The following is a 14,586-nucleotide window of genomic DNA, read 5'->3' on the forward strand; positions in this document are numbered from 1 at the left end:
CGATGCGGCCGGCATTTCGTTGCGGCGTCCTGGCGTTCGCGCTTGCCGTTCTCGCCGGCTGTGGCCAGCGCGAGGACGGCGGCGCGGGCCAGGCCCAGGCCGCGCTTGCCAAGCCATCTGCCAGCGCCGCCGCGGAACCCGCGGTGGCCCGCCTCGGCGCCTTGCAGGTGGCGCCGGACGAACTGAAGGCGCTGCTGGCCGAGGTGCCGGCGGAAACCCGCGCGCAGTTGAGCGAGAACCGCGACGCACTGGAACGCTGGATGCGTGCGCGGCTCGCCGAGAAGGCGCTCTACGAACAGGCCAGCGCCCAGGACTGGCAACAGCGTCCGCAGGTGAAGACGCTGATCGATGCGGCGGCGCGGCAGATCGTCCTGCGTACCTACCTGGAGTCGGTGAGCACGGTGCCCGAGGACTACCCCAGCGATGCCGAACTGCAGGCCGCCTACCAGGCGAACAAGGCGCAACTGGCTGTACCGGCGCTGTACCGGGTCAGCCAGATCTTCATCGCCGCCTCTGCGGCCGGCGGGCTTGCCGAAGCGCGCAAGCGCGCCCAGGAACTCTACCGGCAGGCCGCGGACGGCGACTTCGCCGAACTGGCGCGCAAGCATTCCGACGACCCGCAGACCGCCCGCAACGGCGGCGACATCGGTGGGTTGCTGGCGCAGGCGCAACTGCTGCCGGCGATCCGTCCGGCGCTGGAACGGCTGAAGGTCGGCGCGGTGTCCGAGCCGATCCAGGGCGCCAACGGTTTCCACCTGGTCAAGCTGACCGAGCGTCGCGACGCTCGCCTCGCCACCCTCGACGAGGTCCGTGGTCGCCTGCGCGAAAGCCTGCGCGCGCAACGCCAGGAGCAGATTGCCAAGGCCTACCTGGATGGCCTGGTGAACAACGCTACCCTGAGCATCGACGGCGCGTTGCTCGGCAAGACCCTGGCGGAACTGCACTGATGGGCGGCACGCCGGAGGCCAGGCGTGGGCCGCGCGCGAGCCGCTGGCGGCACCTGCGCAGTTGGCTGTTCGGCGAGCCCGAGCGGTTCCGCGACGAACGCCAGCGGCTCTGGGGCGCCTATGCCGCATGGCTCGGCGAGCAGGTCCAGCAGCGCCTGGGCGAAGACGCCGAAACCACGCCGCGGCTGCTGGCCTTCCTGGAGTCGCGGCGCGCGGCGGGGCAGTTGCCGAATACCGACATCGACCTGCGGGTCTGGCTCGACGAACGCGGCTGGATCGTCCGTCTCGCCTGCCTGCGCAGCGACGCCGAGCCGATCGAGAATGAACTGCGGCGCGCGCTGATGGACCGTTCGTTGCGCCTGCCGCCGCCGGAACACATGCCGCAGCCGATCGAACTGCGGATTCGCCTCATGCCTGGACGCTAGCGAGGAAGCATGGCCCTATCGGAGTCCGCCGGGCAGCGCCCGGCACTGCTCAGGCCCGCGCAGGGACGCGACGACCGTGCCTATTGGCACGAGCTGTTCGGTTCTCTGGAGGTGGTGCATTTCTTCCTGGTCACCGCCCGTTGCGGCTGTTTCATGCAGGCTGCGCGCAGCCTGGACGTCAAGCCGACGCTGCTGCGCAAGACCCTGGCCCGGCTCGAGGAGCGCCTCGGCCTGCATCTGTTCGTGCATGAGGGCAACGCCCTCTCGCTGACCCGCGAGGGCCGCATCGTCCAGGCCGCCGGGCAGCGCCTGGTCGAGGACAGCCAGAGCCACGCCGATCTTCACCGGCAACAGCCGCTGGTGCGCCTGGCGGTGGCCGAAAGCGTCCTGCACGATGTGCTCAGTCGCGAGCTGTGGGGCTACCTGCGCAAGAACGCCAACCTGCGCGTAGCCCTCGCCGAGTTGCGCGAGGGCTGGCCGGAAAGCGCAGGGCCGGCGGAGATCGCCATCTGGATCGCCGATCCGGGGCAGCCGCATCCGCCGATGGAAGGCCACTTCGCCGCACCGGCGCGCATCGCTGAGCTGGAGTACCAGCCGCACATCGGCAAGCGCTATTCGCGCGAGCGCACGCGGCCGGCCAGCGAGGACGAGCTGGACGACTACCTGCTGGCGCAGCTCCACGGCCAGGCCGCCAGCGCCGCCCTGGCACCCTGGAACCGGCGGGTGGCGGCTCGCCAGTCGGGAGTGATCGAGGTACAGAGCCACGACCTGCTGCTACAGGCGATCCTCTGGGGCGCCTGCATCGGCCTGCTGCCGCATTACGCCGGACGCCTGGAGCGCAACCTGGCGGCGTTGCCGCAGGTCTTCGACGAGCCGATGCGGCGGGAAGTCTGGATGAGCGTGCAGCCGGAAGCGGAGAACCGCGTGGAGGTGCGTGCCTTGCTCGATCTGATCGAGCACGCCTTCGACGACCGGCGCGACTGGTTCGGACGCTGACCTTGCGGGCTTGACGGCGGCCGCCATAGCCGACACCGTTTCGCCACGGAACGGTTGACGGAAGGTACGCGATGACGGAGCGGCATTGGCAGGGCGAGGTCTGGCTGGCGCGGGACCACGCGCTGTTCGCCGGGGTCAACGGCGATACCCGCGAGCACGCGCACTATGCCCACCAGTTGCTGCTGGCGGAGACGCCGCTGCGGGTGCGCGTCGCGGGCCAGGTACTGGAGGCCCGGCGCTTGCTGGTGCCCTCGCTGCAAGCCCATTGCGTCGAAGCGTCGCAGCCGTTGCTGGCGCTGTACGCCGAGCCGCTGGCGTTCGACAGCGACGACCTGCGTCAGCTTCTCGAGGACGCTCCCGGCGAGCCCGAGGCGTTGCTGGGGCGGCTTGCGCGGCTGCCTCGTCGACGGCTCGACCGCCGCGTCGAAAAGGCCCTGGCGGCGCTCGACGAGCAACTCGCGGCGCGGGTCGAGGCGGAAAGACTGGCGCGCAGCGCCAGTCTTTCGTTGAGCCAACTGGAGCGGCTGTTCGCCGTCCAGGTCGGCCTGTCGGTGCGCCGCCTGGTGCTCTGGCGCCGCCTGTACCTGGCCTTCGCCCTGGCCTTGCAGGGGCGCAGCCTGACCGAGGCGGCCCATCACGCCGGCTTTGCCGACGCCGCGCACCTGTCGCGCAGCGTACGCAGCCTGCTCGGTATCCGCGCCGGCCTGTCGCTGCCGCACCTACGCCTGGCCGGCTGAACGCCCCAATCCTTCCGGCGGCTGTGGGACGTGCCTGCTGCGTGGCAGGTCGCGGAATGGCGCGAGCAACTGGCCGGCATAGTCGCGGGGATAGTCAGGCTGGTCGCCGATGCCCATGTCGGTGCTGTCCAGGCGGTAGTCGGGACGATGGAGGGCGGTGCCGAGCAGGCGGTCCCAGACGCTGAAGAACAGCGCGAAGTTGACGTCGCCGGCGCGCCCGTAGCGGATGTGGTGCAGGCGATGCAGCGGTGCCCAGGCGAACACATGGCGTAACCCGCCGATGCGCATGTCGACGTTGCTGTGTTGCAGCAGCAACTGGATGCCGATGGCGAAGGCGAGCAGCGCGGCGACCGTCTGCGGCACGCCGAGCAGCAACAGCGGCAGGGTGCCGCCGAGCGCTTCCAGGCCCAGGTGCAGGGGATGCTTCATCAGCCCGTTGAAACCGTACAGGCGCTGCACGCTATGGTGCACCGCGTGCAGCCGCCAAAGCAGCGCCGAACGGTGGCTGGCGTAGTGCACCAGGGTGATGCCGAGATCGGCCAGGACGATCGCCAGCAGCAGTTGCAGCCACAGCGGCCAGGCCTGCGGCCATACCGGCCAGAAGCCCAGGACTCCGGCCAGCAGTGGCAGGGCGAGGATGCCAAGTGCGTTCAGGCTTTCGTTGACTGACGCGTGCAGGACATCGCGCAGGCGGTCGGCGTGCGGCCGGTTCCAGCGTGGCTGGTAGGGCAGTCGTCGTTCGGCGAGAAAGGACAGGCCGAGCGCCCCGAGGAACAGGGCGACCAGCCAGGCGTGGGAAGCTTGGCGATAGCCGACCTGCCAGGTCGCCAGGCCGATGAAGCCGGACCAGAAGAGGGGCGCGTAGGCGTAGCGCAGGAAGAACTGCATGGTGGGACCTCCGGATGAATGAGGTCCCCAGCGTCGCTCGCGACAGGCCGGCGGCGCTTGAACGAACCGCGCAAGTTCTCAGTCGCGCAGCACCAGCGGCGCGCCTCCCATGTCCCCGCGACCCGGCCAGGTCTCGCGGGCCAGCCAGGCCCCACCCAGGCAGACCAGGTTGGCCAGCAGCAGGTAGCCCAGCGGCGACAGCGGATTGCCGGTGACGCCGATCAGCCAGGTCACCACGATCTGCGCGGTGCCGCCGAACGCGGCGACGCCGGTCGCATAGACCAGGGAAAAACCGGTGGAGCGCAGCGCCCGGGGGAAGCTTTCTACCAGCAGCACGATCAGCGCCGCGCCGCTCATGCCATGCAGGGCCGAGAGCAGGGCGAGGACGGCGAGGAAGACTGCCGGCTCGGGGTGACGGGTCATTGCCTGCAGTGCCGGGAACAGCACCGCGAGCAGCGCCAGGCGCGGCAGGATCAGCACGGCGCGGCGCCCGTAGCGGTCGCAGAGCACGCCGCCGAGCAACGCCGAGAGCGCCAGTGCGGCGCCGGCGACCAGCGTCGAGAGCATCGCGATGCCCGCCGGCAGGTGTAGCTCGGTAAGGGCGAAGGTGGTCATGTAGTTGAGGAAGTACTGGGTGATGGTGCTTCCGGAGAGGATCAGCAGACCGAGCAGCAGGGCTCGCCGATGATTGCCGAACAATTCGCCGAGCAGGCTCCGGGTGCTGGCCTGGCGGCCGCGTCCGGCAAAGGTCTCGGCCAGGTTGAGGCGGATGTACAGGCCGATCGGCAGGACCAGCAGGCCGGCCGCGAAGGGAATCCGCCAGCCCCATTCCTGCAGTTGGCGCTCGTCGAGCCAGAGGGTGAGCAGGTAGCCCATCAGCCCGGCGGCGACCGCCGCGATGCCTTGCGCTACGACCTGCCAGCAGGCGTAGGTGCCGCGCTTGTGCGGCGGTGCCGCCTCGAGGATGTAGGTGGTCGCCGGCCCGGCCTCGCCGCCCCAGGCCAGGCCTTGCAGCAGGCGGGTCAGCACCAGCAGCAGCGGCGCGGCCGGGCCGATGCTGTCGTAGCCGGGGAGCACCGCGATGCCGCCGGTGCCCAGCGCCATCAGGAACAGGGTAAGGAGCATCGCCGGCTTGCGCCCGGCGCGGTCGGCGTAGGCGCCGATAAGGATCGCGCCGAGGGGGCGGATGACGAAGCCGACGCCGAACGCGGTGACCGACAGGAGCAGGCTGACGAAGGCGCTGTCGGAGGGGAAGAAAGTCCGTCCGATCATCACCGCGAAGGTGGCATAGACCCCGAAGTCGAAGAATTCCACGGCGTTGCCGAGGACCACGGCAAAGACGCTGCGGCGGCTGGCCGGATCGGCGGCCGCCGGGGGACGGGTGGGGGAGCGCATGGCGAAGGCCCTCTCGGAGTGACGACTGAAACACTCAGGCCTGGAGCCGAGCGACGAGCGGCCGCCGGCTTCAGTCAGCCGGCGGCCGGGGCCAGCCGTGGATCGGACCGCGCCAGCCTTCGTAGGTCTTGCCGATGCGCAACAGCCAGGTATCGGCGAAGCGCGGCGCGACCAGTTGCAGGCCGATCGGCATGCCGGCGGCCGTGAAGCCGCAGTTTATCGAGAGCGCGGGCTGTTCGCCCATATTCCACGGCACGGTGAAGACGATGTGCTCGAACGGCCGCTGCGGATCGTTCAGCGGCGAGGCCCAGTCGGCGGGGAAGGCCTCGACCTGGTTGGTCGGCGTCAGCAGCAGGTCGATCTCGCCGAACAGCCGGGCGGCGCGCCGGCGCATCTCGAAGGTCTGGTTGAAACCGCGCACCGCATCGACCCCGCTGACCCGTGCGCCGCCCTCGGCCCAGGCGTGGACATAGGGCAGCACCCTGGCCCGCCGCGTCTCGTCGAGGAGCAGCAGTTCGCTCCACAGGCGGGCGCGCCAGAAGTCGTTCAGGCCGTCGAGCAGGCTCCGGTCCATCAGCGGTTCGACGATCCTGAGCTGAGCGCCGTGCTCCTCGAACAGCCGCGCCGCGGCCTCGATCGCGGCGCGGATTTCCGCGTCGGGCTGCAGGCCGCAGCCGGGGTCGAGTTGCAGGCCGACCCTCAGGCCGCGCACCGACAGCGGCTCGGCGCTCCAGTCCAGCGCTTCCGGCGGCAGGCTGGTGGCGTCGCGGGCGTCGGGCTGCGCGAGGTAGCGCATCAGCAGCAGGCAGTCGTCCATGCAGCGGGTCATCGGACCGGCGCAGCGACCGGTGTAGTAAGGGTCGATGGGGATCCGCCCGAGGCTTGGCTTGAAGCCCACCAGGCCGCACCAGCCCGCCGGCAGTCGCACCGAGCCGCCGATGTCGGTGCCCAGGTGCAGCGGTCCGTAGCCGGCGGCGGCCGCCGCTGCCGCGCCCGAACTGGAGCCGCCGGTATTGTTGGCCAGGTTCCAGGGATTGCGGGTGACTCCGTGGAAGCTGGAGAGGCCGGATGAAAGCATGCCGAAGTCTGGAACCGTAGTCTTGGCCAGGACGATCGCGCCGGCTTCGCGCAGCCGAGCGGCCGGCGGCGCGTCGCAGGGCGCGGGTTGCAGGGCGGTGGCGGCGCTGCCCAATGGGATAGGTTCGCCAGCGGTGGCGATCAGCTCCTTGATGGTTACCGGCAGCCCGTCCAGCGGGCCTTTGGGCTGTCCCTTGCGCCAGCGCTCGGTGGCCGCCGCGGCCTGTTCGCGAACCCGTTGCGGGTCGAAGCGATACAGCGCGTTGAGATGCGGTTCCCAGCGCTGGATGTGGGCCAGCAGATGCTCGTAGTACTCGCCAGGCGAGAGTTCCCGGCGGGCGAACAGTGCCAGCAGGCGGGTTCCCGGGAGGTCGTGCAGCGCGGTCATTCAAGCTCCCTCGAAGAACGGCCGCGGGCGTCAAGCGGCCGGCCTACCCGTTGTCGGGCGGCAATTCGAAACCAAGGTGTATCGGGGAGGTATAGCCCATGACCGGCGATCATTCCCGCCGGGGAATCAGCCCTTGCGTTGCTCGATGTAGCGCAGGAAGGCTGTCATGTCGGTACTGCACAGGGTCCGGGCGACCTGCTTCACCTCGTCCACCGGCCAGTCCCACCAGGCCGAAGCCAGCAGGGCTTCGCGGATGTCTTCCTCGAAGCGCCAGCGGATCTGCCGGGCCGGGTTGCCGCCGACGATGGCGAACGGCGGCACGTCGCGGGTCACCACCGCGCCGGCGGCGACTACCGCACCATGCCCGATGGTGACCCCGGAGAGGATCAGCGCGTTCGTGCAGATCCAACAGTCGCTACCGATGACCACGTCGCCGCGGGTCGTGGTGCTGTCAGGGATGTCGGCGACCTCATCGATCATCTTCGGGAAGGGGTAGGTGGTGAGCCAGTCGGTATGGTGCTCGCCGCCGAGGAGGATCTTCACGCCGGCAGCGATCGAGGTGTAGGCGCCGATCCTGAGGGTGGCCTTGTCGCCGAACTCGGTGACCTCCGGGATCCCGTAGGTGCCCACGCCGACCTCGTAATGTGGGTAGGCAAGACGGATCTTCTCCGGGGCCTTGAAGATCTTTTCCCAGCCACGGAAGTACTTCCGCTCTTTGCGTTTTTTCAGTTTTTCCAGGAATTTCATCGAATTACCTTGCCACCTTGGAGTCCACGGGGCTCAGGTGGTCTCGTGATGGAGAAGGAAGCGCTTCAACCGGCGGAAGGTGGTGCGGTTCCACTGCCGCAGCGGCAGCGAGCGGAGCAGTTGCCAGGCATGCCGCTTGTCCGCGACCACGGCGTACTTCAGGGCCTTGTTGACCAGCTCCGTGCGGCCGCGCTCGTAGGCGGGATGCGACTGGTAGGGCGCGATGGTGCGCAGGTCGGCATCGAGCAGCACCTTGTAGCGCCGCGACAGGTTGTCAGGGTGGCGCCGGTAGCGGGTGACCAGCACCGGCAGCTTGTGGATCTGGTAGCCCTGGCTGGCGATGCGCAGGGTCATCTGGAAGTCCTGCACCTTGATCTCGGGATCGTAGAAGCCGGCGGCGCGCAGGGCCTCCATTCGGTACAGGGACACCGGGGCGCCGCAGACATAGGCGTTGCCGAGCAGGTAGTCGAAGTCCAGCTGGCGGATGCGGTTGCCGTTCTGCCGCTTGGTTTCCTGGCCTTCGCTGTCGATGTAGATCACCAGGGCGCCGACGCAGCCGACTTCCGGGTGCTGGTCGAGGTACGCGGCGCGCACGCTCAACGAGTGCGGCAGCATGATGTCGTCCAGGTCCGGCGTGGCTACGTAGTCGCCGCGGGCGTGTTGCAGACCGAAGTTCAGCGCTGCGCTGACGCCCTGGTTCTGCTGGCGGTAGAGCTGGAAACCGTGGACTTTCTGCAACTGCTCCAGCATGGCGTAGCTGTTATCGGTGGAACCGTCGTCGACGATGATCACTTCGAAATTCGGGTAGTCCTGCTCGTAGATGCTGCGCAGGGCTTCTTCCAGGTACTTTTCCGCGTTGAAGCAGGGTGCTACGACGGATACCAGCGGGGCGTCCGTCGTGCCTGAGTGCTTGCTGGAAGTGGCTTCTTCAATCATGTGTCGTTCTTGTCACTCGTCTTGCCCGGTAGCCGCTCCAGGGGGCCGTCGGTCATGAAGTCCTGCGATCGTTCCGGCGATCGGTGCTCGGCACGGGCTGTCGGAAACACAGCGTTTCGCTCCGCCGGTACGGTCGCTGGAGTGGCTCTGGCACGCATGCCTGGATGGCCAGGCATCGCGACAGTATACCGTCGGAAGCATAGAGGGTAGGCCATCGGGCCCGAGAAAAATCCTCGACCTCCTTCGTCCAACCGTCAGGCCGTGGCCTGGCGCTGTTTCCAGTGCCGGTACAAGGCGGGGATATCCCCGGCACACAGCAGTGGCATGGCTGCCTCGATATCGGCCAGTGGCCAGTCCCACCAGGCCATTTCCAGCAGGTTCTGGATATCGCCATCGGAAAAGCGCTTACGAATGGTCCGGGCCGGGTTACCGCCGACGATGGCATAGGGCTCGACATCGCCGGTCACCAGCGCGCGGCTGCCGATGATGGCTCCGTGGCCGACCCGTACGCCGGGCATGAACATCGCCTCGGTACCGATCCAGACGTCATGGCCGATCAGCGTGTCGCCCGCTGGCTGGTAGCCGTTCACGGCGCCGGCGAAGGCCGGCTCTTCGTGCATGAAGTGGAAGGGGAAGGTCGACGCCCATTCGGCGCGGTGTCCCTGGTTGCCGGCCATGATGAAGGCGGCGCCACTGCCGATCGAGCAGAAACTGCCGATGACCAGCTTGTCCACGTCGTCGCGGTCCGGCATCAGGTAGCGGGCGCAGTCGTCGAAGGAATGCCCGTGATAGTAGCCGGAGTAGTAGCTGTAGCGCCCCACCCGTATGTTCGGGTTGCTGACCTGTTCCGAGAGCAGCTTGCCCCTGAAGGGGCTCTCGAAATAGTTGCCCATGACCGCCGTCCCTGTCCGTCGAAACCGCCAAGGGTAGCGCCTGGCGGGATAGCGGGCCAGCCTGGCGTGACGGCTGGCAGCCGCGTCGGCGTTCAGCAGGCCGGACTGCTGAACGGCCAGGCCTGGAAAGGCTCCGAATAGTGCCTGCCGTGACGGAAGGCGAAGGGGAGTGCGTTGGCTTGTTGGTGCAGTTCCTCATTGTCGACGTTGAGGCAAAGCATCTGGATGTCCTGTGCCACCAACAGCCGGTTCAGGTACTCGATGCTCTTGCGCTGGCGCAGGTTACGCGTCAGCGGGCCGGGGGCAAGCAGGCGCGCGTCCAGGCCCAGGTAATCGCAGAGGCCGGCGTCGACCTCGGCGAAGCACTGGCGAGCGTCGGTATCGATGCGTTGCGGGTGCAGCGCGATGCGCACGCCGCTGTCGCGTAGCCGGGCGAGGGACGCCAGGTACTCCGCCGAGGCGGGTTCCTGCTCGTCGATGGCCAGCAGCAGGCAGAGTTCGACCTGGTGCTGCTGCAATTGCCTGGCCGAGGCCAGGATCCGCTCGCAGACCCCGGCGTTGCCCAGGCTGCTGGCATGCAGGGGAATGAAGTTCTTGCCGAGCAGTTCGAGGTCGGTGTTGTGCCGGTGCACGCACAGGAGGCGTGCCAGCAGGTGCTTGACCGCCGCCTCGGCAAGCAGCGGCGGTGCGCCGGAAAGGAAGGCCGACAGGTCGACGCGCTGGCGCCGTTCGCGCAGGGAGAGCTTGCTGCCGACCAACGCGCCGTTCCTCGCATAGATGCCATGGGCGAAGAGCTCGAATCCGTCGTTCGCATCACGGTTGCCGAGGCAGAGCCATTTCAATGGCGGGGGCGTTCTGTCTGTCGCAGTCATAAGTGATGGCTCTATGGGCAAATCTCGCCAAGGCGCTCGGGCATGGAGCCCGCACGCAGGGTTGAGGGGTATCTAGCGGAGACGACCCTACCTCCCACGAATCAAGGTCTTTCGTCGGAAAACCCAGGGGGCAGGTAGGGGATCGGCTCGGCAATCGGCCGCCGAGGGTACTTCCGGTGTCGCCGCCAGGCCTGGTTGGTGGCGGCTTTTTCTCTGGTCTGTGCAGTGGTTCCGCTGTTACCGATTTTTCCGAGTGCGTTTGTGTTGCGGCATCGATCGTTGGCGTCAGTCGGCGCCGATGCTGTCGATGAAGCCCTGGATCAGCGGCGAGGCTTGCTGTTTGCGCCAGACGAAATGGATATCGCTGGAGTCCAGGCCGGCTACCGGTTCGGCATGGAAACCCCGTCGCGTGGAGGGCATGCGTGCAACGAAGCTCTCCGGCACGCAGGCGAAGCCGAGACCGGCCTCGATGCAGGCGAAGAGGCTTGGGTAGGACTCGATTTCCAGGGTTGCACGCGGCTGGATACCGCTTTCCGCCAGCCAGCGGTCGACCTGGCGGCGGTAGTGGCAAGTGTGGCCGAACACATAGAGTTCGAGGCTGGCGAGGTCCTCGGGAGTGGGCGCCGGCAGGTTGGCGGGAGTGACTCGCAACAGGCGCTCGCGGAAGGCCAGGCGGCTGGCCAGCAACGGGTGTTCGATGGGGCCGTCGGCAACGATCAGGTCCAGCTCTCCCTCCATCAGCAGACGCTCGAGCAGCAGCGAATGCTCGGGGCGGATGTGCAGTTCAACGCCCGGCGACTCGCGGCGGTAGCGGGCCAGGCGCTGGGGCAGGTGATTGGCCAGGGCCACGTCCAGTGCGCCGACCCGTAGCGCGCCGTGCGCCTGGTCGCCGGCGAACAGCGCAGCGGTCTCGTCGGCCAGCGCCAGCAGGCGCGTGGCGTGGCGGTACAGCAGGCGGCCCTCGGGGGTGACCAGCAGGCGATTCCTTTCGCGATTGAACAGGGCTACGCCGAGTTGTCCTTCGAGTTCGCGCAAGCGGGTAGTGATGTTCGACGGCACGCAATGCAACTGTTCGGCCGCGGCTGCGATGGTGCCGCGTTCGACCACCGCGCAGAAGAATCCGAGTTGGGAGAGTTTCACATAATTCTCTTTAAGTGAGTGCCTTGCTGATTATTGATTACTTTTAATGAGTGAAAGGCCACCCTAGCATGGACCTCGCGATCGCTTCCAACCCCATTTCACGAGGAAAGATTCCATGACCTACCACGTACTGGTTCAGTTCGACGTTCCCTCCGACAAGCGCGAAGCGTTCGCCGCGGCAGGCCTGTTCGATGCCAATGGCTCGTTGCAGAACGAGCCGGGCACCCTGCGCTTCGAGGTGATCCGCGACGAGAACAACCGCAACCGCTTCTACCTCGACGAGGTGTACGAAGACGAGGCGGCGTTCCTCCAGCATTGCCGCAACGAAACCATCGCGCGCTTCTATGAACTGATCGACAGCTACGCCTTCGGTCCGCTTTTCCTGTTCAAGGGCTACCGCGTCGAAGGTTGATCCCCGCTCCGGCGGCTCGCCGCCGGACTCCACGGAGAATTTCCATGCGAATCCTGCACAGCATGCTCCGCGTGGCCGATCTCGAGGCCGCGCTGGAGTTCTACACCCGCGCCATGGACATGCGTCTGCTACGGCGCCGGGACTATCCCGAAGGCCGCTTCACCCTGGCCTTCGTCGGCTACCAGGACGAGCGCGCGGCCGCTGCCCTGGAGTTGACCCACAACTGGGACCGGGACAGCTACAGCCAGGGCGACGGCTACGGCCACCTGGCCATCGAGGTCGAGGATGCCGCCGTCACCTGCGCCCGGGCCAGGGCGCTGGGCTATCGGGTCACCCGCGAGGCCGGGCCGATGCAGCACGGACGCAGCGTGATCGCCTTCCTCGAAGACCCGGACGGCTACAAGGTGGAACTGATCCAGAAGGGCACCCAGTTCGATTGAGTCCGCGACCAGGGGGCGACATAGCGGCTGCTGTCGTTCCGGCTCAGCCGCTGGCGTCGAATGCGGCGTGGAAGGCCACTATTCCTTGCGCCATGCGCCCGCTGAAGGACTGTGCCTGGAAGTATTCGGCGGGAACGCCGGGCAACGCCAGGCCGCTTTCCACCCGAAAGCCGAAGTGTGAGTAGTAGGTCGGTTCGCCCAGTACCACGCAGCCGCCCGCGGGCAGCATGCGCAGCTCGGCGAGCAGGCGCCGGACCAACTGCGAACCGAGACCCTGGCGCTGCCGCTCGGGCGCCACCGATAGCGGCGCGAGGCCGTACCAGTCGCCCGCTTCGCCATCGATGGTCACTGGTGAGGCAGCGATATGGCCGATCACCTGGCCGTTCGCTTCGGCCACCAGCGAAAACGTCAGCGCGCCGGCACGGCGCAGGGCGTCGATGATGTACTGCTCGGTATGGCTGCTGTGCGTTTCGTTGCGGAACGCGGCTTCGGTCAGGCGAGCGATGGCGTCGATGTCGCCGGGCGTTTCCGCACGGATGGAAATATTCATGCAAGCACTCCTCGGAACCCCCGCCTTGTCCCAGCGGGGGCAATGGAAAAGGAAGGGGGTCAGCGATTGTCCGCCTGCGGGCGCACGGCTTTCAGCCCGGCCATGGATATCCGGTATGGCCTGCCCTGGCGGGAGTGGACCAGGCCCTTGTTCTTCAGCCTGGAGAACACCGCCAGGGTGCAGTCGAGCAGCAGGTGGCCGTCGCGGTTGTAGCACTCGACGCGGGTGATCTTGCCCGAAGCGTCGCGAAGGAAGGCGATATGGCCGCCCTGGGCCAAGGCGTGAAGCGTCCGTTGTTCCGGCTTGGAAACGTTCATGTCGGTAGAACCTGTAATCATCGGTGTGACAACGCGGCCGCACTGCGCGAAAAGGCGTGTGCGAGCCATGGCGAAGGCAGATAACCGGCGACACCTCGTGCGGGATGACGAAGTGGCGGTTATCGGATGATTACTATCTCCAACATACAAGCCTCGGATCGGGGAGGGAGCAGCCACGAAAGCGTGCTGCGATGCGGCAGTCTAACGAAGCTGGCGAAGCGACGGCAAGGAACTGCCTGCGTCGCCATGCCGCTGTGCGACGCTTGCGCCTTTGTGAGGGAGTTCGCCTCGCCCCGCGGCGGTCCGCGCTTTCATTATCGGGGGAAGCGGGAGGTATCCATGTTTCGCACGGCGCTGACGCTGGTCATGTCTTCGTTGGCAATTCCTGCCGTCGCCTCGATGAGATGCGGCACGCATCTGGTGGACGAGGGCGACAGCGTCGAGCAAGTCCTGGAAAGGTGCGGGCAACCGCTGAGCAGGATCGTCAACGAGCCTGCCCTGCGCAACAACGGCGTGCCCAAGTTGAATGCCGCACGCACCGAATTCTGGGTGTATGGCCCCAGTGGAGGCGTCTACCGACACTTGCGCTTCATCGATGGCAAGCTGGTCGAGATTCGGCTCGAGCGGAAGTGATACGAGGCTGTTGAGGAGTTATTCCTACAGATAATTACTAATTTGCTGCGGAACACCGTGAAAGAGCGCTGAGCGAGAAGACGAGCCGGGTGCGGGCCCAGGTGGATGCGTCTTCCGTCGTGTAGGAATTGCCCGATATCGGGCGGCGGGGCGGAAGGTTGCGGGCCACCCTGATCGCATACCTGAAAAGTTGGCGGCGTAATCTCCGCGATTTTCAGGCGAGGACGCGTCGTGTTGAAGTTATTGGTCGTGGTTGCTTCCCTGTTCATCGGCGGAGGCATGGCCATGGGAGAGCCCGGGGGGGCGGATGGGTTTTCCGCTGTCGCAGCGGTCGATCCGGGAGCGAAGCCCGAAGCGCAACTGGACGGGGAGCCCCAGGAGGTCAGCGAAGCGCCGGCCTATCGTGTGGATGACCTCACCTTCCTGTACCTCACCCATGAGGTCTATCTGGAACCCTACGTTTCCTGCCGTCCGAAAGTCCTGGGCGAACGTTCGTACGTCGCCTGCTGGAACGAAACCTACTCCGGCCGCTCCCCGCTGAACTTCTGGGAATACGACGGGGGTGACTTCCTCGCCCTCAACGACCCGGCACGTGTGTTGGCCGAGGGAAAGTTCGCCAGCGAGCAGCACATCGGCGAAGCGCCCCTGCCGCTGCCTCTGGATATCGTGTAGTGGTCTACTGATCCCGGACACCGATTTAGGCGAAAATCCTCGCCGTGAGAGAGGTGTCTGATGAGCAAGCAACGACGTACGTTTTCCGCCGAGTTCAAACGAGAGGCCGCGGCCCTGGTGT

General features: G+C 67.0%; 18 protein-coding genes. 8 read left to right on the forward strand and 10 right to left on the reverse strand.

Annotated elements, in window-relative coordinates; genetic code table 11:
• The first annotated feature begins 2 nt into the window (after window positions 1–2).
• From LJF27_RS29885 to LJF27_RS29900, 4 genes are all read left to right on the forward strand, one after another.
• On the forward strand, window positions 3–947 hold the full coding sequence (locus tag LJF27_RS29885; RefSeq protein WP_003120806.1) for a peptidylprolyl isomerase: 945 nt from the start codon (window positions 3–5) through the stop codon (window positions 945–947).
• Entirely contained in the window at window positions 947–1,372 is a 426-nt protein-coding gene (locus LJF27_RS29890) for a hypothetical protein (RefSeq protein WP_023096959.1), read from the forward strand. Before LJF27_RS29885 ends, LJF27_RS29890 begins: the two co-directional genes overlap by 1 nt.
• A gap of 9 nt (window positions 1,373–1,381) precedes the next feature.
• Window positions 1,382–2,368 carry a LysR family transcriptional regulator gene (locus tag LJF27_RS29895; RefSeq protein WP_003141134.1) on the forward strand — a complete coding sequence of 329 codons (987 nt, stop codon included), beginning with the start codon at window positions 1,382–1,384 and terminating at the stop codon, window positions 2,366–2,368.
• Window positions 2,369–2,439: 71 nt separating this feature from the next.
• On the forward strand, window positions 2,440–3,105 hold the full coding sequence (locus tag LJF27_RS29900; protein ID WP_003116524.1) for a helix-turn-helix transcriptional regulator: 666 nt from the start codon (window positions 2,440–2,442) through the stop codon (window positions 3,103–3,105).
• Here LJF27_RS29900 and LJF27_RS29905 read toward each other — a convergent pair.
• From LJF27_RS29905 to LJF27_RS29940, 8 genes are all read right to left on the reverse strand, one after another.
• Complete coding sequence (locus tag LJF27_RS29905; protein ID WP_003085391.1) at window positions 3,088–3,993, reverse strand: sterol desaturase family protein; 906 nt, start codon at window positions 3,991–3,993, stop codon at window positions 3,088–3,090. The genes LJF27_RS29900 and LJF27_RS29905 overlap by 18 nt on opposite strands.
• 78 nt (window positions 3,994–4,071) lie before the next feature.
• Entirely contained in the window at window positions 4,072–5,388 is a 1,317-nt protein-coding gene (locus LJF27_RS29910; RefSeq protein WP_003123056.1) for an MFS transporter, read from the reverse strand.
• A gap of 70 nt (window positions 5,389–5,458) precedes the next feature.
• Entirely contained in the window at window positions 5,459–6,853 is a 1,395-nt protein-coding gene (locus tag LJF27_RS29915) for an amidase (RefSeq protein ID WP_003098438.1), read from the reverse strand.
• 126 nt (window positions 6,854–6,979) lie between these two features.
• Window positions 6,980–7,600 carry a CatB-related O-acetyltransferase gene (locus LJF27_RS29920; protein ID WP_003116522.1) on the reverse strand — a complete coding sequence of 207 codons (621 nt, stop codon included), beginning with the start codon at window positions 7,598–7,600 and terminating at the stop codon, window positions 6,980–6,982.
• A 33-nt stretch (window positions 7,601–7,633) separates the two neighbouring features.
• Window positions 7,634–8,536: an alpha-1,6-rhamnosyltransferase gene (gene migA / locus LJF27_RS29925; RefSeq protein ID WP_003098436.1), complete on the reverse strand. Its 903-nt coding sequence runs from the start codon at window positions 8,534–8,536 to the stop codon at window positions 7,634–7,636.
• Window positions 8,537–8,790: 254 nt separating this feature from the next.
• Window positions 8,791–9,429, reverse strand: coding sequence for a type B chloramphenicol O-acetyltransferase (catB, locus tag LJF27_RS29930; RefSeq protein WP_003120801.1), 639 nt, complete (start codon window positions 9,427–9,429; stop codon window positions 8,791–8,793).
• Between the two features lie 92 nt (window positions 9,430–9,521).
• Window positions 9,522–10,301, reverse strand: coding sequence for a toxA transcriptional regulator ToxR (toxR, locus tag LJF27_RS29935; protein ID WP_003120800.1), 780 nt, complete (start codon window positions 10,299–10,301; stop codon window positions 9,522–9,524).
• Between the two features lie 285 nt (window positions 10,302–10,586).
• Entirely contained in the window at window positions 10,587–11,441 is an 855-nt protein-coding gene (locus LJF27_RS29940; RefSeq protein WP_003145767.1) for a LysR family transcriptional regulator, read from the reverse strand.
• 115 nt (window positions 11,442–11,556) lie between these two features.
• Here LJF27_RS29940 and LJF27_RS29945 point away from each other — a divergent pair, with 115 nt between their 5' ends.
• Window positions 11,557–11,853: a putative quinol monooxygenase gene (locus LJF27_RS29945; RefSeq protein WP_003085421.1), complete on the forward strand. Its 297-nt coding sequence runs from the start codon at window positions 11,557–11,559 to the stop codon at window positions 11,851–11,853.
• Between the two features lie 44 nt (window positions 11,854–11,897).
• Window positions 11,898–12,293, forward strand: coding sequence for a lactoylglutathione lyase (gene gloA, locus LJF27_RS29950; protein WP_004348185.1), 396 nt, complete (start codon window positions 11,898–11,900; stop codon window positions 12,291–12,293).
• Window positions 12,294–12,336: 43 nt separating this feature from the next.
• Here gloA and LJF27_RS29955 read toward each other — a convergent pair whose 3' ends face one another.
• Window positions 12,337–12,843 (reverse strand): GNAT family N-acetyltransferase, encoded by a 507-nt coding sequence (locus LJF27_RS29955; protein WP_004348186.1) that lies wholly within the window; start codon window positions 12,841–12,843, stop codon window positions 12,337–12,339.
• Window positions 12,844–12,902: 59 nt separating this feature from the next.
• A complete protein-coding gene (locus LJF27_RS29960; RefSeq protein ID WP_003085431.1) occupies window positions 12,903–13,160 on the reverse strand; it encodes a YjhX family toxin in 258 nt (85 codons plus the stop codon).
• A 339-nt stretch (window positions 13,161–13,499) separates the two neighbouring features.
• On the opposite strand from LJF27_RS29960, the gene LJF27_RS29965 reads away from it, so the two are divergent.
• Window positions 13,500–13,793: a DUF2845 domain-containing protein gene (locus LJF27_RS29965; RefSeq protein ID WP_003123050.1), complete on the forward strand. Its 294-nt coding sequence runs from the start codon at window positions 13,500–13,502 to the stop codon at window positions 13,791–13,793.
• A gap of 231 nt (window positions 13,794–14,024) precedes the next feature.
• Window positions 14,025–14,465 (forward strand): hypothetical protein, encoded by a 441-nt coding sequence (locus LJF27_RS29970; RefSeq protein WP_025921254.1) that lies wholly within the window; start codon window positions 14,025–14,027, stop codon window positions 14,463–14,465.
• Window positions 14,466–14,586: the final 121 nt, after the last annotated feature.

The sequence above is a fragment of the Pseudomonas sp. 203-8 genome, assembly GCF_020708595.1.
Classification (GTDB): Bacteria; Pseudomonadota; Gammaproteobacteria; order Pseudomonadales; family Pseudomonadaceae; genus Pseudomonas; species Pseudomonas aeruginosa.